This is a genomic window from Xanthomonas euroxanthea (genome assembly GCF_900476395.1).
Classification (GTDB): domain Bacteria; phylum Pseudomonadota; class Gammaproteobacteria; order Xanthomonadales; family Xanthomonadaceae; genus Xanthomonas; species Xanthomonas euroxanthea.
Window position 1 is genome coordinate 75,962 of the sequence record NZ_UIHB01000001.1, and the last position, 17,982, is coordinate 93,943.

Consider the following 17,982-nt stretch of genomic DNA (forward strand, 5'->3'; position numbering starts at 1 on the left):
AGCACACCATGTCACGTCTTGCAGGCAAACGTACCCTCATCACCGGCGGCACCACCGGCATTGGCCTGGAAACCGCCAAGCAGTTCCTCGCCGAAGGCGCCCGCGTCATCGTCACCGGCGTCAACCCCGACTCCATCGCCAAGGCCCAGGCCATCCTGGGGCCCGACGTGCCGGTGCTGCGCGCCGACTCGGCCAGCGTTGCCGCCCAGCAGGAGCTGGCGCAGGCGGTGCAGGCCCATTACGGCCAGCTGGACGTTGTCTTCCTCAACGCTGGCGTCTCGGTCTGGGTGCCGATCGAAGAGTGGACCGAGCAGGCCTTCGACGCCTCCTTCGCCATCAACGTCAAGGGCCCGTACTTCCTGCTGCAGGCGCTGCTGCCGGTGCTGGCCAACCCCGCCTCGGTGGTGCTCAACACCTCCGTCAACGTGCATGCCGGCATGGCCCGCTCGTCGGTGTATGCCGCCACCAAGGCCGCCTTCCTCAGCATGACCAAGACCCTGTCCAGCGAGCTGCTGGGCCGCGGCATCCGCGTCAATGCCGTCAGCCCCGGCCCGGTGGAAACCCCGCTGTACGACAAGCTCGGCGTGCCCGACGCCTACCGTGCAAAGCTCAACGAGGAAATCGCCGCCAGCATCCCGATGGGCCGCTTCGGCACTCCGGAAGAGGTGGCCAAGGCCGTGCTGTACCTGGCCTCGGACGAATCCAGCTGGACGGTGGGTTCGGAAATCGTGGTCGACGGCGGGCGCCTGCTCAACGGCTGAGCCTGGCGGCCCCCCGCCAGGCGCCGGCAGGCGGCGCGCATCGCCGCCCTGCCGGCACCCACCTGCGCCTGCGCATCGCCATGCACCGTTGCATGGCGATGCGCAGGCGTTTTCTGCCATGCAGGCACGGCCGGCCCACGGCTGCCCTGGCACCCCCCTTTCGCAACGCGAGCCATTGCCCATGCCCAACACCCTCACCCTGATCAGCCACCCGCTGTGCCCGTTCGTGCAACGCGCCGCCATCGTGCTGCTGGAACACGATGTCGCCTTCGAGCGCGTGGACATCGACCTGCACGCCAAGCCGGACTGGTTCCTGGCCCTGTCGCCCACCGGCAAGGTGCCGCTGCTGCGCATCGGCCAGCCGGACGGCAGCGTGGCCACCCTGTTCGAGAGCGTGGTGATCTGCGACTACCTCGACGAGACCAGCGGCAGCACCAGCCTGTACCCGCGCGACCCGCTGCAACGTGCGCAGCAACGCGCCTGGATCGAGTTTGCCGCGCCCACCTTTGCCGACGCCTGGCAGTTCCTCAATGCCAGCGACCAGGCCAGCGCCGACACCGCCAGCGCCGCCTTCCGCGGCAAGCTGCAAAAGCTCGAAGACGTGCTGGGCCAGGGCCCGTATTTCGCCGGCCCCACGTTCGGCATGGTCGATGTGGTGTTCGCCCCGCTGCTGCGCTACTTCGGCCTGCTGCCCGCCGATGTCTGTGCACCCATCTTTGAAGGGCTGCCACGCGTCGGCGCATGGCGCGCCGCCCTGGCCGCGCGGCCCAGCGTCATCGGCGCGGTGGCGCAGGACTATGCCAGCCGCTTCCAGCAGCATCTGCACAGGCAGCGCGCTCTGCTGGCAGAGGCGGTGCGTATATCAGCACTGTAAACGGTACACGCCAGCTTGCATGGCGGACTGCGTTGAATCTTCTTTTCGCAGCGGGGTACTTGTGAACGGGCCTGATTGCGCTTACCTAGGCATCTCGCCGTCACTGAGCATAAACTGAGTAAATAAGAACCTCACTTGAGACAATAGGTCAAAAAAGTCTTGGGGTGTGGAATTCGGGCGTTCCTGACTGGTTGGAGAACGGGCAGTCTGAGCTAATTATTGCAACCCCAAGGACATTATCCCTTTGAAATTTAGAGGGTTATGCTGCTCGCAATGCGGTTCCAATGGCTAGCCTTTCTATTGCCTGAAATAGCCGGTGTTCTGACAGTTGAGCTGGGTCAAACGTCATCCTAACCATCTCTTCAACGTCCTTGCTAGAACGATTGTTGGATGCACTTACGCGCGACCCAATTGTTTTAAGTACATCCCATAAGGTGTGGTCGTTTATAAGCGAAAAGCTCTTAAGATTTTTCTTAGAGATTATATCTCTTGAAATTTCAGCGTGAGCCAGAACGTCGTCCAAGCGATCAATATGGCATGATGCGTTAAGGCATCGCTCGGCATATCCTCTGAAATCGAGACTGTAACCATCTATCCGTGACCCAGTTATCAAGTCACTGGGCGGGAGTATGCGAATTCCAAGGTGAAGCGCTTTTGCAGCTACTCTAAGTAGGTATACGTCAGTGCAGATAGCGTTAACCGAACATTTCAAAACATTTAAATCAATTTTTCCCTCAAAGACCAAGTCTGCAAATTTTCTCTCCGTGACATTATCATACAAGTGAACTGGAAGGGCTCCCGAATCGGTAAGCTCAATACCGTCGATTAAAGGTGTTTCACAGAGATCCTCAACATCCCGATCGACAAGGAAGACATGCTTGCCAACATCAATGTTCTCATCTTTGAGAATCTTCCTGAGTGCAATCACACTGCTTCTGGCTGAGGGTGCGGGCAATCCGAACGCACCAAAATCAACTCCTGAAAAGTCAATCATATCCATCGTGTAAACTGGGCAAGACACTGTTTGGCGCAATTCAATGTAGGTGTCTAGAAGCAACTTATCTCCTGCTCCTTCCACAAAAATGTCGCTGCCATTTTGCCGTGAAGCTGTTTTATAATAAAATAAAATTTCGCTTACAGTGCGTTTTGGTAAGGTGCTCATGTCAAACAATCACCATCTCATTTTGATATTGACTGCAGATTTCAAGTGAGTGTGATGCAACGAAAAGCTGGCAAGGACCTCCCCCAAATCCCTCTATTAGAGATCTGATTAGGCTACGCTGCCAATCGGAATTTAGGGAAAGCTCTGGCTCATCAATGATCAGTAGCCCGCCGAGGGTACGCATTAGAATTGCTCGCGTCATAAGCACAAGAAGATGTCTCTCGCCTGACGACATCACGCTTGCTGGAATTGGAATTCCCTTGCCATTCTTAATTTCAAATCCCTCACCAACACGAAACGAAAGATACTTTGGCGCAATAAATTCGTTAATGTTTTTTATCCAAGAGTCGAGTTGCTTGTGAAGCTTCCCGATCTCGAGTAGGCGTGCAGACAAGCTTTCAACGTAAGGATTAAGAACTGCGCGTACAAGAGGAAGATTCTTATCGTTTGCTTGTTCCAATGCGCCCAAGAGCTCGGAATGTTCCGCCACTGAACCCAGTCCGTACAAAGAAAGCACGCGACTACTGCTTTCCAAGTCTTTCAGGCGGCCCCTAAGGTCATCGCTTGAATTTTGTTGAATCTCAGGAAAGGAGGATATGCCTTTAACAAGCGTTGTATAGATCGACTGAGCGTTCTGATTCCCACGATTGGAGAGAAGGATTGCTTCACGCCTAATAGAGTTTGCAACAGCCTTCAACCCAACATGAACTGGGTCAGTCTCAATATCTTCTACATCCTCCATGACGAAATCACTTCCAATGAAATTAACTCGTGAGTTCTGCTGTTTTCTGTAATCTAATTCACGAGTGAAAGTGCGCCTGTCGTCAAGAAATATAACGCCGTTGTTTAATGCCTGGAGTTCGCGTGTCATCTGAGCGTATCGCTGCTGATGACTAAGATCCCAATCCTCTGCTGCGATCCGGCCACGGCGAGGCCGGAGATTTAGATGGAAGGATTCTGCCGAGTTAGGTCGCTTAATAGACCAGTCGTATGCTCCCAACAAGCCATCCTTCTTCTTGGCCTCAATTACTGCGCCACCATCCAAATGTACACTAGCCCTCGTAAATGGGATTTTTGCCAGGCGACTTCTATGGCCGGCATTATCCTCGGCGGACATCAGGCTATTTAGAATTTTGAGAATCGTAGTCTTGCCACTACCGTTTCTTCCGTAGAGAACAAAAACTCTAGGATCAGATGCCGATTTCTTTGCGATACGAATTTCGTCTCGCTCACCAAAAAGATCATCAATCTCGATTCGGCGCACGTAATTTGCCGGTGGAAAAGCAATCATTGTGCGCGACTCCGTAAGGTGCCCTTAGGCCATCTGATTCTTTTCGAATCTGTTAGGTTATTCATGGCGCCTACAACCATTCCTACATCTCCTTCTGATTTCCGCTGTATCGGCTATGCCTGCGCTTCAAGCGGCTAACCTCAAGCCGCGATGACTACTTTGGCTTAGATCTGTCCACTCTCCACTATGCTTTGAAAGACGCGGAGATGGCGGACAGCTGTAGTCTTGTCCACAGTGCTTTCCCACTTGATGCACCGATCCTAGCGTACGCGCTGCATGTGCGGGTGGTTCAGTTCGCTTGATGCTCTGTGTTTTCTTCGCGCACTTTGCGACCCATACAAAGGTATATGGCTAAAGCCCGCTGCCTAAATCATCCAGCACATGATCCACCTGCTCGGCCAGGTGCTGCAGGCAGTGTGCCCACTGCTGCAGCGGAATCGCTGGTGCACTGAGCGAGCCTTCGTCGCGCGAACGCGGTGTGGCCAAGGTAGCGAGCAAGCGCAGCTGGTCGCGTACGCGCAGCAGGTGGTACTGCGTGCCTTCGGACATCCAGTAGCCGGGTTCGTCGTGCATGCCGCTCTCCTTGCCGTGAGGCAGCTCCCGCTGCACAACGCAGCGGGATGCCGGGAGGCTAGAAACCGCACACAGCCGGCGGGCTTATTCCCCTTGCGGGTGTTGTATTCGCCGCCCTCCCGGCGTAGGAACGCCGAGCAGTGCCAAGCCAGATGGCCGAGCACAAAAAACCCACCAGAAATCGGAGGTGGGTACCGCTGTGTGAGGAGTTTCTAGGCTCCGGCTGGAAGTGTGCGGGTGGCGCAGGGCAGGGTCAAGCTGGGGTAAGTCTCCGGGTGCGGAGAAGCCGCCTACCTAAAAGAATTTCCTTGCTAAGCGCAGCACTGGAATGAGTCGCCGCAACCAGTTGACACACCACCCAACGCGTAGCAATCTCGCTGCAAGGAGCCTAGAAACTCCTCACACAGCGGCACCCACCTCCGTCAGACCGGTGGGTTTTTTGTGCCTGCAGTTCTTGCAGGCGTAACCGGCGTGACACTTGCGTCGGAAAGCGGCGAATGCGCATCTCTTCGAGAAGAACGCCTCCCGCCTGTGTGCGGTTTCTAGCCTCCCGACATCCCGTCGCGTCGTGCGACGGGGCCTGTTCGTCAAGGAGGGCTTTGCCATGCGTCGATCCTCATCCCGCCCCACGCCTGCGCGCAAGCGCGCCACGGTGCCGCCGCCTACCGAAGTCGTCTGGCGCTCGCTGGATCCCTCGATCCCGCCGCGGCGCTACCTCGAGCGCACGCCCATCCCCGAACCCCGCGCCGAACCCCGCACACCACGGCGGCCCGGCCGGCCGCGTGCGCCGCAGCAGTGCACCGTTGGCTATGGGTACTATCCCGACAGTCACCAGCGTGTTCCCACCCTGCGCCTGCGCGGCCGCTGGCTGGAACAATTGGGCTTTGCCATCGGCAGCAAGCTGCACATCCGCCAGCGCGATGGCGAACTGGTCATCAGCCTTGTAGACCCACATTGATCACGCCGCAGCGCATGCGCGCGCCGCATGCGCCCGGCCCGTTGCTGGAGATGTCGCATGATGAGTGAAGGCATGACCGGCGCGTCGCGTGCAGACCGCCACGGTGTCATCGGCCAGGTGGTCGCGGCACGCATGCACACCGCAACCGCGGTGCCGGTTGAGCGCTACGGCAGCCGCCCGTGGCGCCACCGCAGCGCCTACGCCGTGGGCGAGTTGCCGGCCCGCGCGCTCGCGGCGGGCATCTACGGGCTTGGCCGCGTCACCACACGCTGGCACGTGCGCGAGGAGCGCGCGCCGGCCAGGGAACGCTTCGACCAGGCGGTGGTGCAGCTGCAGGCAGAGCTGCTCACCTACATGCGGCGGCGGCTGCGCGACCCGCACACCGCCGCCGACCTCGCCCAGGAGACGCTGCTGCGCCTGCTGGCCTACCGCAACACGCCGGACATCCACAGCTACAAGCTGCTGCTGTACCGCATCGCCCACAACGTGGTGCTGGAGCATTGGCGCACGCGCCACCGCAGGCACGCCTCGCGCCATGTGCCGCTGGAGGACAGCGAACCGCTCGCCGCCACCGGCACGGCGGTGGACCAGCTGGTGGACGCCCGCCGCACCCTGCAGCACCTGCACACCCACACGCTGCCCGCGCTGCCACCCAAATGCCGCCAGGCCTTCATGCTCAACCGCTTCGACGGCCTCACCTACCCGCAAGTCGCCGCCGTCATGGGCATCTCGGTCAAGATGGTGGAAAAACACATCAGCCGCGCCCTGGCCGCCTGCCGCGCGGCGGTGGGTGAGTGACGCCAGGGCATCGCACTGCGTAGGTTCGCGGTGCATCACGAACAGCCGGGCACTGACCCGGTTCATCGCGCTTAGCTATTCGGCTACGTTAGCGGCAAGCGGCTCCACCGGTCACTAATAGGGTGGTGCTCATTCGGTCAGGGTGCGCCATGTCATCCTGTTAAGACTCCGTTCTCTGCTCTTCGCTCCCGTCTCCTTGGGTTCTCTTTGCGCGCCAACGACTGTGACGCGCAACGGGGACCCAGCGCGAGAATTCCCCTAGTGTTGCATCAGGCAACGACGGCAAACGCGAGTCACTCGGCTCGCCGCCGATTGCAGACAAACGCGCATCACCCCACAACACAGCGCCCCCAACGCGAGGTTCTTCATGATCGATGTCATCAAGCGGGAAATCTTCTCAAGACGTTCGGTCATGGGGTCCGTGTTTTCCACCGTCATGCTCTTGGCTGGAACGACAACCGCGGCACTGGCAAGCGAGCCGGTCGGCTTCGGCGCGGGAACCACCGGAGGCGCGGCGGGCGAGGTGGTCGATGTCTCCACACCGGCAGAGCTCAAGAATGCCTTGTGCCAGCGTTACCAGGGCTATACCTGCATAGACGATACGCCTCGCATCATCCGCCTGAACACCGTCATCGATTTCACGGCAACGCTGGGAACCACGTCCACAACGGGCTGCGTTTACGCTGACAGACAGTGTGCAGAGCCGAGCGGGAAGCAGGAGCGGGTTCTGGACAACGGGTCATACTGCAGCGGTCGTACAACGTTCCCACTGACCTACGACAACGCAGCGAAGTCACTGCTGTCCGTGGGTTCGAACAAGACGCTGATCGGTGTCGGGGCATCGGCGGGGATAAAGGGCACGGGCTTGTCGATGACCGGCGGTGTATCGAACATCATCGTGCGGAACCTGTCGATCACCGATCTCAATGAGGGCATCGTCTTTGGCGGCGATGCAATCAGCATCGATAACGCAAGCAGGATCTGGATCGACCACAACGCCTTCGCACGCATCGGCCGGCAGATGATCGTGACGGGCTGGGGGCCGGCCAAGGCAGTCACCATCTCCAACAACATGTTTGATGGCGAGACCGCGTATGGGCACTACTGCAACGGTCGAAGCTCCTGGATCATGCTGCTGATCGGCGAAGCTGAAGAAATCACCCTGCTGGCAAATCACTTCCACGCCACCGCAGGGCGTTCGCCGGAAATCGGCACGGGCGGCATGATTCATCTGGTGAACAATCTGTATACGTCCAACTTCTATTTTGGCGCCACTGCGTCAAGGGACGTCAACCTGTTGGCCGAAGGGAACTACTTCAATCCAGAGGGCCAATACTTCTTCCCGGTCGCCAGTACACCCGGCGATCTGGTGTTCGCGCCACTGGATGAGAACGTGTCTTCCACCGGGTCGCTTTGCTCACAGACGCTGGGGCGTTCCTGTGTCACCAGTTACACGGAAACCGGACAGGAATCGTTTTTGCTGGACACCACGGTGATGGCCAATATTGCCGGCAATGCGACCTGGAAAAATGCGATAGGCAGCGTCAGGCCGATGATGTCCAACGACGTCGCCAAGTCGGTGGCCGCCAACGCAGGGCCAAGAGCCGATCCGGACAGCGTTAGCCGGTAGTTTCAAGCGGGTAAGGGATATCTGGCGGCGTGAGGTGCGCGATGTCGCAGGCACCTGCTGCGCCGACATTTGGTGTCTTACCCAAGCATGTCGCTTGGCGCTGTACTACATCGTCCGACAGGTGCATGACCCAGCGCGAGCGGCAGGCCGGATCAAAAAAACATTGGCGGCGGCTGCGCCAACATCTGTTTCAATGGTCTCTACACCGAAGCTCGGTGCCGATAACCGGGTGAGGCCTGGCCTGTTGAAGCGGTGGCCTGCGCAAATGACGACGTGCTTTGACACTTTTCAAGCCGACACCGCGCCTCTTTCGTCGGTGGCATGACGATTCTGGTGAAGTAGACGCAGGGCGTGCCACCTCATCCGGTCAAGACTCCGTTCCTTGCTCTTCGCTCCCGTTTCCTCGGGTTCTCTTTGAGCGACGACGACTGTGACGCGCAACGGGGACCCAACGCGAGAATTTCCCTAGTGTTCCGACAGGCAGCGACGGCAAAAGTGAGTCACTCGGCTCGCCGCCGATTGCCAGTCAGACGCAATCGCCCCCCCCAACAACACAGCGCCCCCAGCGCAAAGGTTCTTCATGATCGATGTCATCAAGCGGCAAATCTTCTCAAGACGTTCGGTCATGGGACCCGTGTTTTCCACCGTCATGCTATTGGCTGGAACGACAACCGCGGCACTGGCAAGCGAGCCGGTCGGCTTCGGCGCGGGAACCACCGGAGGCACGGGGGGCGAGGTGGTCGATGTATCGACGCCAGCAGAGCTTAAGGACGCTCTGTGCCAGCGTTACCAGGGCGCTAACTGCATAGACGATACGCCTCGCATCATCCGGTTGAATACAGTCATCGACTTCAGGGGAACGGAGGGAACCATTTCCGGAAAGGGCTGCGTTTACTCTGACAGACAATGCGTGGGGCCGACCGGCAAACAGGAAAAGATTCTGGATGTGCTCGGATACTGTGGCACTGGCCCAACGTTCCCGATGGCCTATGACAGCGCAGCAGCATCGGCGTTGCTGGTGGGTTCGAACAAGACGGTGATCGGTATTGGGGCGTCGGCGGGGATCAAGGGCAAAGGCTTGACGATGACCGGGGGCGTGTCAAACATCATTGTGCGGAACCTGTCGATCACCGATATCAATGAGGGCATCGTCTTTGCTGGCGATGCGATCACCGTCGATAACGCAAGCAGCATCTGGATCGACCATAACGCGTTCGCACGGATTGGCCGACAGATGATCGTGACGGGCTGGGGCGCTGCTAAAGCGATGACCATCTCCAACAACACGTTTGACGGCGAGACTGAGTATGGGCACTTCTGCAATGGTCGAAGCTCCTGGATCCTGCTGCTGAACGGAGATGCTCAAGAAATCACTTTGGTAGCGAATCACTTCTATGCCACCGCAGGGCGTTCTCCGGAAATGGGCACGCCAGCGGGAGGCACTGGTGGCGTCATTCATCTGGTGAACAATCTTTACACCTCAAACTTTTACATTGGCGCTTCTGCGACAACGACCGTCAGCCTGTTGATGGAGGGTAACTACTTCACTCCTAGAGGCGAGTTCTTTGTCCCGATCACGGACACACCTGGCGATCTCGTTTTCGCGCCACTGGATGAGAACGTGTCCTCCACGGGGTCGCTCTGCTCGCAGACGCTGGGGCGTTCCTGTGTCACCAGTTACACGGAAACCGGACAGGAATCGTTTCTGCTGGAAACCACGGTGATGGCCAATATTGCCGGCAATGCGACCTGGAAGAATGCGATAGGCAGCGTCAGGCCGATGATGTCCAACGACGTCGCCAAATCGGTGGCCGCCAACGCAGGGCCAAGAGCCGATCCGGACAGCGTTAGCCGGTAGCCTCAAGCGGGGGGGCGAGACGCACGTGCTCGCCTTGCCCGTGGCTGCGCGCCTGCTCTGTGATGACAGGGCCCTGCCACATTGCTGACCAGCAGGGCGTAGCTTCGGATGCACAATCGTTCATTCGCGTCTGCTTGCGCATTGCCGGAAGTGGCCCTGGTCTACTTGCCGCCCGTCATTGAAGTATTGGCAAAAAGCGATGGGAAACTGTTTTTCAAACAATGTCAGTAGCACTCATGCGCCAGTGACCTACACGCAGCAAGAACACACGCCCCAGGTAACGCCGCCGCGGCCCGCGCCATCCACACCCTTGCCAAATCAGTCGCCATTGCAGGGGCTGCAGCGTCGCCCGCAGCGCCCGTCGCGGCCGGCAACCCCATCACGGCCCACGACGTCACAGCCAATGCGGCTACAACGATCGGGCCTGGAAACGCGCGTGCTGGTCAGGATGCAGGAGATGGCACACACGTTGCTCGATGAGATTGCTCCCATCCTCGCTAACGAAGCCCTTCATGCCGAGCACACATCGGCATTCAAGTTACTCAAGCGCATGAGTGATTGCGCGCTTGGAAAAAGAGCCGTTGGTGGTAGCGACGACATCGCTGAAAAGATCAGGCAGATCCAGCATCGGATTGCCAGCCATTACGCGCATCCAGGCGCAGCCGAGGCGCCTGCTGAAGGCAGCGAGCAAGACGCAGGCCGCGCCATGTTCAGAAAGATGCGGCAGTTCGTAGCAGATGTCGATCTTGAGATCCAGGTGATCAAGGCAGGCGGCGATGAAAGGTTCTTGCAGCTCCAGGAGGGCCTGATCCTCAAGCAAGGCGTGGCAGCGCAGGTTGCGAACATGGTGTCTGGGATCGAGGAGACATACGATGCGCCGAACGAAGAACACGGCAGACGCATCCTGAATCTTCTTAAAAACCTGACGGAAATGGCGCCCCTGCCACGAGGCGTCTTGGACACTGTAAAAGTATTACGCGGAGATCCCCTCGCATTGGCCGACGCACTGCACACACTGGTCAGGCATTACCCGAAACTGGGGAACAATCCGAACTGGCAGAAACCTGGGTAGTCACCCGCCCACCCATCGGCTAACCACTGTCCTGTCTGTTCGCTCACCTCGAGTTAGCGCGAGGGTGAGGGTGCTGGCTGGGCCGGGCGCGTTGCAGCGGCCCAGCCGACAGCGCTCAACCAGGCATCGAATCACTACAGCATTGCGTGGATGGCCGCTGCCGTCGGCGCATACGGCGACGGCGGCTGGCGCGCGGCGTTTTGCATGCCAAACGAGGCGAGCAGAAAGAGCAGGCCCAGCGCGGCCGGTACCGCACCCTTGGGCTTGCGCACACCCAGATGCGCCATGCCGGATAACAGCAGGTGGTAGAACATGCCGGCGTAGGCAAGATCGCTCAACGCGGTGTTGAAGCGGCACACAATCGCCACCGGGCCCAGAATCTTGATGACGATCATCCAGGGCACCAGCAACGGCGCCGGATAGCCCAGCTCGGCCTGCGCCTTGCGCACGAACTCGCCCTTGGCCAGATACATGCAGGCAGAGGCGAGATACAGCAGGCACAGCAGGGCGGTACTGATCCAATAGACAGAGATGCTCATGGTGTTTGCCGGTCAATATGTAAATGCAACCGGCAATCAGAATGTCGCCTAAGATACCTATTGAAAAGTAGGATGAATCACTGGGGCTTAGTATGAAAAAGCAGACCATTGATACAGGCGAGCCCAATATGCATGTAGAAATGCGCCGTGCGTTTGCGCTGCTGTCGGGGAAATGGAAGCTGGAAATCATGTGGCTGCTGAATCAGCGGATGTATCGCTTTGGCGAGCTGCGCGCGGCAATCCCCGGCATCACTCAACACATGCTGACGGCGCAATTGCGCGAGCTGGAAGCAGATGGCCTGGTCACACGCACCGTCTTTGCAGAGGTGCCGCCACGCGTGGAATACGCCATCACGCCAAAGGCGCATGGACTGGGGCCAACCATGGAAGCGCTGACCGCGTGGTGGCAACAGTACGGCGACAGCATTGCGAAGCGGCCTGCTACACGTGGGCGCAAGCCAAGCGGTTAGAGACAAGCGGCTGGTCCTTCTGGGCGGGTTTATGCGCAGACCTATGCCGGCACGAGCGCGCACCTGCCCCAAGAATCGTTACAGCAGTCTGCGCACAATCCTGGCGATCAGGCTTGTAGATCAACACCTGTCCAGACCCCACAAACGCCAACGCCCCGATCATGTCGGGGCGTTGGTGCGATCTCGCCGAAGTGGGCGTTGCCGTCCGCACTCTCGTGCGTTACGGCTGCTGACCAGTCCACTGCTTCGCCGCGGCGGGCGTGACACCCGCGGGCAATGCAGTCGACGTGGACAGCTTCGATCGACTTACTTGGAGGCGTCGCGCACTTTGTCGGCGACCTGGCCAGCCTTGTTCTGCACCTTGCCGACGTTCTTTTCGGTGGCGCCTTCCAGCTCGGTGCTCTTGTCGCCCGTGACACGGCCGACGGTTTCCTTGATCGAGCCCTTGATCTCTTTCGCGGTGCCTTCGATACGGTTCTTGTCCATGGGTGTGCCTCTTACGGTTGGGGATGTTGAAGGCCAGTCTGGACCCCGGTGGTGTGAGTGCGATGTGGGCATGCCGTCATCCGCGCGTCAGGACGTTTGGCTGCTGCGCTGGCGCGTGCGCGGCCTGTGCGCGAGCAGGGCGTTGTTCTGCACGTCTTGTTGAGACCGCTGCGTGCCACAATGCGCGCACTTTTTTGCCAGGCAATGCCGTCACGTGAGCACAGTGCGCCCCGCCATCGAGCCCATTGGCCTGGAGTTTCTTGCGGGGGGCGGCGAGATGGGGGCCTTGATGCGCGCCCACGACTGGGCGGCCACGCCGATGGGCGCGCCCGAGACCTGGCCGCAGTCGCTGCGCTCGTCGTTGTCGGTGGTGCTCAATTCCACCCTGCTCGGTGCGGTGCTGTGGGGGCCGGAGCTGCGCCTGTTCTACAACGACGTGTACGTGCAATCGATGGGCGAGCGTCATCCGCAGGCGCTGGGCCAGCCGGTGACCGAGGTATGGAAGGAAACCTACGCGCCCATCGCGCAGGCCTTTGCGCGGGTGATGCAGACCGGCGAAGGCTTCGGGCAGGAAGTGATCACCTTGCCGATGCTGCGCAACGGTGTCAGCGAGATGACCTACTGGAATGCCACCGCCTCGCCGATCCGCGGCGAGGACGGCAGCGTGGTGGGGCTGATGAATATCGCCATCGAAACCACCGCGCAGGTGGCGGACGCGCGCAACCGCGACCTCCAGCACGCGCTGCTGAGCGATGAAAACACGCACCTGGTGCACGAGGTGGTCAACCGCACCAGCGAGCGCGATCGTGCGCTGGAGGCCGAAACCGTGGCGCGCCGCAATGCCGAGCGGGTGCAGCTGGCGCTGGCGGCCGGGGCGATCATCGGCACCTGGATCTGGGACCTGCCCACCGACGCGTTTTCGGTGGATGAGGCCTTTGCGCAGAACTTCGGCTTCGATCCGTCCAGCAGCCGCAACGGCCTGACACTGGAACAGGTGATCAGGACGGTGCACCCGGACGACCGCGAGGGGCTGCGCGCGGCCATCGGCGAGGCGCTCGCCCGCGGCGGTGCGTACGCGCACCAGTACCGGGTCAAACGGCGCGACGGAAAGTACTACTGGCTGGAAGCCAATGGCCGGGTCGAAAAGGCTGCCGATGGCACGCCGCTGCGGTTTCCCGGCGTGTTGCTCGACATCGAGGCGCGCCACGCGCTGTCGGAAGAGCGCGACCGCGCGCTGGCGGCCTTGCGCGAGTTGAGCGACACGCTGGAGCAGCGGGTCACCGAGCGCACGCGCGAGCTGATGACGGTGGAAGAAGCGCTGCGCCAATCGCAGAAGATGGAAGCGGTGGGGCAGCTCACCGGCGGGCTGGCGCACGACTTCAACAACCTGTTGGCGGGTATTTCCGGTGCGCTGGAGCTGATGAGCCTGCGCATCGAGCAAGGCCGCTTCTGCGAACTGGAGCGTTACGTGGCCACCGCGCAGGGCGCCACCACGCGCGCGGCGGCGCTGACGCACCGCTTGCTGGCGTTTGCGCGGCGGCAGACGCTGTTGCCCAAGCCCACCAACGTCAACCGGCTGGTGGTGGACATGCTGGAGCTGATCCAGCGCACGGTGGGCCCGGGGATCTGCGTGGAAAACGTCGTCGCCGCCGAACTGTGGCTGGCGCTGGTGGACGCGCCGCAGCTGGAGAACGCGCTGCTCAACCTGTGCATCAACGCGCGCGATGCGATGCCCAACGGCGGGCGCGTGCGCGTGCAGACCAGCAACCGCCGGATCGACCGCGAGATGGGCCAGCAACTGGGCATGCCGGAAGGCCACTACCTGTCGTTGTGCGTGAGCGATACCGGCACCGGCATGCCGCCGGAGGTGGTGGCGCGCGCGTTCGATCCGTTCTTCACCACCAAGCCGATCGGCGAAGGCACCGGCCTGGGCCTGTCGATGATCTACGGGTTTGCCAAGCAATCCGGCGGGCAGGTGCGCATCCACTCGGAAGTGGGCAAGGGCTCGACGGTGTGCATCTACCTGCCGCGGCACGCCGGTGCCGATGACAGCAGCGATGGCAGCACCGCCGCGCTGGAACTGGCGCCGTCGCTGGCCGGCGAAACGGTGTTGATCGTGGACGACGAACCCTCCATCCGCCTGCTGTTCACCGAGGTGCTGGAAGAGCTGGGCTACACCGTGCTGGAGGCCGGCGACAGCGCCGCGGGGTTGGGCATCCTGCAGTCGCCGGTGCGGATCGACCTGCTGATCAGCGACGTGGGCCTGCCCGGCGGCATGAACGGCCGGCAGATGGCCGACGCCGCGCGCGTGGGCCGGCCCAACCTCAAGGTGTTGTTCGTCACCGGCTTTGCCGAACACGCGCAATTGAACGACGGCCACCTGGAGCCGGGCATGGCGGTGCTGGCCAAGCCCTTCAGCGTGAGCGTGCTCGCCACGCGGGTGAAGGAGATGATCGCCAGCGAGTGCTGAGTGATGCGGTGCTGTGCAGGCGCTTGCCTGCGCGCGCGCGTGTGCCCGGCCTGCGGCGACCGCGCCGGCCTCACTCCACGCTGGAGGCGACCAGCCGCTGCCATAGCGCGGCATTGGCGGCGTGGTCCGGCTCCAGCGTGGACAGTACGCTCAGCGCATGCTCCTGCTGCTCGGCGCCGTGGCGGGCGAGCATGGCCAGCGCGGCGGCCAGCCGGCCGTACCGCAGCGCCATGCCGAGCGAGCTGGTGAGCAGGGTGGGGTCGTGCCCGGGGCGTTGCTCGTCCAACGCGGTGCCCAGCGCGGCGGGCAGCTCCCAGGTGGTGGCGATGGTCTTGGCGACGGCGGCGGTATGGCGCTCGACCAGCACGGCGGCCACCTCCAGGCTATAGGGCACGCTGGGGCGTTCGGCGTAGGCATCGCGCAGCACGCGCAGGATCACCACCGCGCCCAGGCCTTGCAGCAGGCCGGCCAGCTGCGCCGCCAAGGTATCGCCGGCGCGCTCGCGCATGTAGGCAGCCGCGGCGGCGGCGGTCCGCAGGGCGTAATCCCAAACCGCGGCCGGCAGGCGCGCGTAGAGGCCGCCCTCCAGGCTCAGCACCGGCTGCATGACGGCGGCAGCGACGATCTGGCGCACGCCCTCGGTGCCGATATGCACCACGGCCCGCTCCAGGCTTTCCAGCGGACCGCCCTGCGGGCGGTACAGCGCGCTGTTGGCGATGCGCAACAGGTTGGCGGCCAGCGCCGGGTCCTGCGCGATGATCGCGGCGATGCCGCGGCCGGAGGCATCCGGGTCGTTGACCGCGCGCATCAGCTGCGGCAACAACTGCGGGCGGCGTGGCAACAGCTGCGGGCGCAGGTCGACATGGGCGAGCGCAGCGCCGACCGCATCCAGCACCGCGGCCTGGGCCGGGTCGGTGGGCAGGCGGCCCTCGGCCAGCGATGGGTTGGACATCACTGCGGCATACATGCGGCGCAGCAGCGGCTGCATCGGCGGCGGCCCGCACAGCAGGGGGTGGGGTGTAGCCGCGCGCTGCGCCTGTGCCTGCGTGTGCCCGGGCGCGGGCGCCGCGGGTGCGTCCTGCAGGCCGGTGTCGGCGGCGGCAGGCGCGGCCGCAGCGCTGGCGGTGCGCGCACGCTGGCGCAGCAGCAGCCATGTGATGACGCCGGCCAGTCCCAGGCCGGCAAGCAGTCCGGCAGCAAGCAGCAACACAATCACGGAGGTCCAGGGGTCGTCTGATCGGTGCAGCGACTATCCGCGAAGCCGCTGTTCACGGCAATGCAGGCGTGCGTGGCGCGCGGTGCAGGCAGACCCGCACACCGGCACTGCCATGCTGCACTGCGGGGATGAGCGGCGTGTCTTCCAGCTGACCACTGCGCTGCACGTGGCGCTAACGGAGCAGGCAGCACTATGCGTCACCAGCTGTGCAGCCCTAGAGCATCTAGGCAGCTTAAAGGGTGCAGGCATCCGCAGTTGGACCACTTTCGATACGACAGACACCGCGCATGGCGCGGTGTCTTCGTTTGTGCGCGGGGGATGGATGCGCACGCGATGTCGCGGGCGGCGGCATCGCGGCACAAACGCGCTACAGCGTGCCCTGCTTCCACAGCCGCACGATCGCGGCCGGTGCATGTTCTTCGGGGATGCGCAGCGGCTCGCTGGCGCCGTCCCAGGCAATGCTGAAATAGCGGCGATCGCCACCACCGGCCTGCGGGCGCGGCAGCGCATGCGCCAGGCACTGGTCCAGCACGCTGCGCAGCTGCAGGCGCTGGGCATCGTCCAGCTCGTCCATCACCAGCTGCCGTTCGCGCCGCATGGCGGGGAAGGCGGCCACCCCGCCTTCGCGGGCCAGCCGCAAGGTCACGCCTGCCTCCACCGGCGGACGTTGTGCACTCATGTGAGCACGCCCACGTCACGCCAGGCCTGTTGCACCGCGGTTGCCTCGGCACTGCTGGCGCCATAGTCCGCACCGGCGATGCGGACGGTGAGCGCGGCAAAGGTGGCGAAGTCCGCGCCGGCGGCCAGCTCGTCGCCGGTGAGCGCGCGGTACCAGATGCGGCCGGTCTTCTCCCACGCGTAACCACCGATGGCCACCGCAGCGCGATAGAACGCGTGGTTGGGAATGCCGGAGTTGTAGTGCACGCCGCCATCGTCCTCCTGGGTGTCGACAAAGCCGTCCATGCTGGCCGGTTGCGGATCCTTGCCCAGCGCCGGGTCGTCGTAGGCCGTGCCGGGCGCGCGCATCGAGCGCAGGCCCACCCCGTTGATGCCGGGCATCAGCAAGCCGGCGCCGATGATCCAGTCCGCCTCGCTGGCCTGCTGCTGCAATGTGTACTGCTTGATCAACACGCCGAACACATCCGACAGCGACTCGTTCAAGGCACCGGACTGGTCCTGGTAGATCAGGTTGGCGGTGCGCTCGGTGACGCCGTGGGTCAGCTCGTGGCCCACCACGTCGATGGCGATGGTGAAGCGGTTGAAGATCTCGCCGTCGCCATCGCCGAACACCATCTGCTCGCCGTTCCAGAAGGCGTTGTCGTAGCCACGCTCGTAATGCACGGTGCCGATCAACGGCATGCCGTCGCCGTCGATGGAATTGCGCGCGTACACGGTCTGGAAGAAGGCGTGCGTGGCGCCGAGATAGTCGTAGGCCTCGGTCACTGCCACATCGTCGGTGGCGGCCGCGCCTTCGGCACGGACCAGGGTGCCGGGCAGTGCGGTGCCTTGCTGCGCATCGTAGATCTGCCGCTGTACTGCTTGCTCAGTGGGCGCGCTCGCTGCATCGGCGGCCGACGGCCGGGTGCGTGCAAGCAGGCCGAGCGCGCGCTGCTGCCGCAGCTGGGCGGTGATCTGCCGGGACAACCGCGCGCACTGCCGCGCACGCTCGGGTGCGGCCTGGGCCACATGGTCCAGCAGATACGGCGGCAGGATGCCGGCACGGCGTGGGGTGACAACTGCAGACATGAGCGACCTCCACAAGGACTGCGCCCGCGACTATGCCGAGGCCGGCTTTAGGAATTCGTTAGGCAGGCCCACTGTGCG

At 62.2% G+C, this 17,982-nt stretch carries 17 protein-coding genes; 9 read left to right on the top strand and 8 right to left on the bottom strand.

Features of this window, described 5'->3' with window-relative positions; all coding sequences use genetic code 11:
- Positions 1-8 precede the first annotated feature (8 nt).
- Together CPBF1521_RS00285 and CPBF1521_RS00290 are read left to right on the top strand one after the other, a co-directional pair.
- A complete protein-coding gene (locus CPBF1521_RS00285) occupies positions 9-761 on the top strand; it encodes an SDR family oxidoreductase (protein ID WP_039518017.1) in 753 nt (250 codons plus the stop codon).
- Between the two features lie 181 nt (positions 762-942).
- Positions 943-1,635 carry a glutathione S-transferase family protein gene (locus tag CPBF1521_RS00290; RefSeq protein ID WP_115675530.1) on the top strand — a complete coding sequence of 231 codons (693 nt, stop codon included), beginning with the start codon at positions 943-945 and terminating at the stop codon, positions 1,633-1,635.
- 259 nt (positions 1,636-1,894) lie between these two features.
- Here CPBF1521_RS00290 and CPBF1521_RS00295 read toward each other — a convergent pair whose 3' ends face one another.
- The 3 genes from CPBF1521_RS00295 to CPBF1521_RS00305 form a co-directional block, all read right to left on the bottom strand.
- On the bottom strand, positions 1,895-2,797 hold the full coding sequence (locus CPBF1521_RS00295; protein ID WP_147295401.1) for a hypothetical protein: 903 nt from the start codon (positions 2,795-2,797) through the stop codon (positions 1,895-1,897).
- Between the two features lies 1 nt (position 2,798).
- Complete coding sequence (locus tag CPBF1521_RS00300) at positions 2,799-4,088, bottom strand: AAA family ATPase (RefSeq protein ID WP_115675531.1); 1,290 nt, start codon at positions 4,086-4,088, stop codon at positions 2,799-2,801.
- 351 nt (positions 4,089-4,439) lie between these two features.
- On the bottom strand, positions 4,440-4,661 hold the full coding sequence (locus CPBF1521_RS00305) for an XAC0095 family protein (protein WP_181901045.1): 222 nt from the start codon (positions 4,659-4,661) through the stop codon (positions 4,440-4,442).
- A 604-nt stretch (positions 4,662-5,265) separates the two neighbouring features.
- Here CPBF1521_RS00305 and CPBF1521_RS00315 point away from each other — a divergent pair.
- From CPBF1521_RS00315 to CPBF1521_RS00335, 5 genes are all read left to right on the top strand, one after another.
- Positions 5,266-5,619 (top strand): SymE family type I addiction module toxin, encoded by a 354-nt coding sequence (locus CPBF1521_RS00315; protein WP_115675534.1) that lies wholly within the window; start codon positions 5,266-5,268, stop codon positions 5,617-5,619.
- A 60-nt stretch (positions 5,620-5,679) separates the two neighbouring features.
- Positions 5,680-6,417, top strand: a complete 738-nt coding sequence (locus CPBF1521_RS00320; RefSeq protein ID WP_235858368.1) for an RNA polymerase sigma factor — start codon at positions 5,680-5,682, stop codon at positions 6,415-6,417.
- Between the two features lie 367 nt (positions 6,418-6,784).
- The gene (locus CPBF1521_RS00325; RefSeq protein ID WP_115675535.1) at positions 6,785-8,047 is read left to right on the top strand and encodes a pectate lyase family protein; all 1,263 of its coding nucleotides are present in this window, start codon (positions 6,785-6,787) and stop codon (positions 8,045-8,047) included.
- A 580-nt stretch (positions 8,048-8,627) separates the two neighbouring features.
- Complete coding sequence (locus CPBF1521_RS00330; protein ID WP_115675536.1) at positions 8,628-9,905, top strand: pectate lyase family protein; 1,278 nt, start codon at positions 8,628-8,630, stop codon at positions 9,903-9,905.
- Between the two features lie 457 nt (positions 9,906-10,362).
- Positions 10,363-10,977, top strand: coding sequence for a hypothetical protein (locus tag CPBF1521_RS00335; protein WP_235858369.1), 615 nt, complete (start codon positions 10,363-10,365; stop codon positions 10,975-10,977).
- Between the two features lie 134 nt (positions 10,978-11,111).
- Here CPBF1521_RS00335 and CPBF1521_RS00340 read toward each other — a convergent pair whose 3' ends face one another.
- Positions 11,112-11,516, bottom strand: coding sequence for a DoxX family protein (locus tag CPBF1521_RS00340; protein ID WP_115675537.1), 405 nt, complete (start codon positions 11,514-11,516; stop codon positions 11,112-11,114).
- Positions 11,517-11,608: 92 nt separating this feature from the next.
- On the opposite strand from CPBF1521_RS00340, the gene CPBF1521_RS00345 reads away from it, so the two are divergent.
- The gene (locus tag CPBF1521_RS00345) at positions 11,609-11,986 is read left to right on the top strand and encodes a winged helix-turn-helix transcriptional regulator (protein WP_115675538.1); all 378 of its coding nucleotides are present in this window, start codon (positions 11,609-11,611) and stop codon (positions 11,984-11,986) included.
- 306 nt (positions 11,987-12,292) lie between these two features.
- Here the strand turns inward: CPBF1521_RS00345 and CPBF1521_RS00350 are convergent, their stop codons facing one another.
- On the bottom strand, positions 12,293-12,472 hold the full coding sequence (locus CPBF1521_RS00350) for a CsbD family protein (protein WP_102580081.1): 180 nt from the start codon (positions 12,470-12,472) through the stop codon (positions 12,293-12,295).
- A 214-nt stretch (positions 12,473-12,686) separates the two neighbouring features.
- Between CPBF1521_RS00350 and CPBF1521_RS00355 the strand changes: the two genes are divergently transcribed.
- A complete protein-coding gene (locus CPBF1521_RS00355) occupies positions 12,687-14,942 on the top strand; it encodes an ATP-binding protein (RefSeq protein WP_115675539.1) in 2,256 nt (751 codons plus the stop codon).
- Positions 14,943-15,012: 70 nt separating this feature from the next.
- Here the strand turns inward: CPBF1521_RS00355 and CPBF1521_RS00360 are convergent, their stop codons facing one another.
- The 3 genes from CPBF1521_RS00360 to CPBF1521_RS00370 form a co-directional block, all read right to left on the bottom strand.
- A complete protein-coding gene (locus CPBF1521_RS00360; RefSeq protein ID WP_181901046.1) occupies positions 15,013-16,158 on the bottom strand; it encodes an HDOD domain-containing protein in 1,146 nt (381 codons plus the stop codon).
- 367 nt (positions 16,159-16,525) lie between these two features.
- Positions 16,526-16,837 (bottom strand): protealysin inhibitor emfourin, encoded by a 312-nt coding sequence (locus tag CPBF1521_RS00365; RefSeq protein ID WP_104586106.1) that lies wholly within the window; start codon positions 16,835-16,837, stop codon positions 16,526-16,528.
- Complete coding sequence (locus CPBF1521_RS00370; RefSeq protein ID WP_115675540.1) at positions 16,834-17,904, bottom strand: M4 family metallopeptidase; 1,071 nt, start codon at positions 17,902-17,904, stop codon at positions 16,834-16,836. Before CPBF1521_RS00370 ends, CPBF1521_RS00365 begins: the two co-directional genes overlap by 4 nt.
- Positions 17,905-17,982 lie beyond the last annotated feature (78 nt).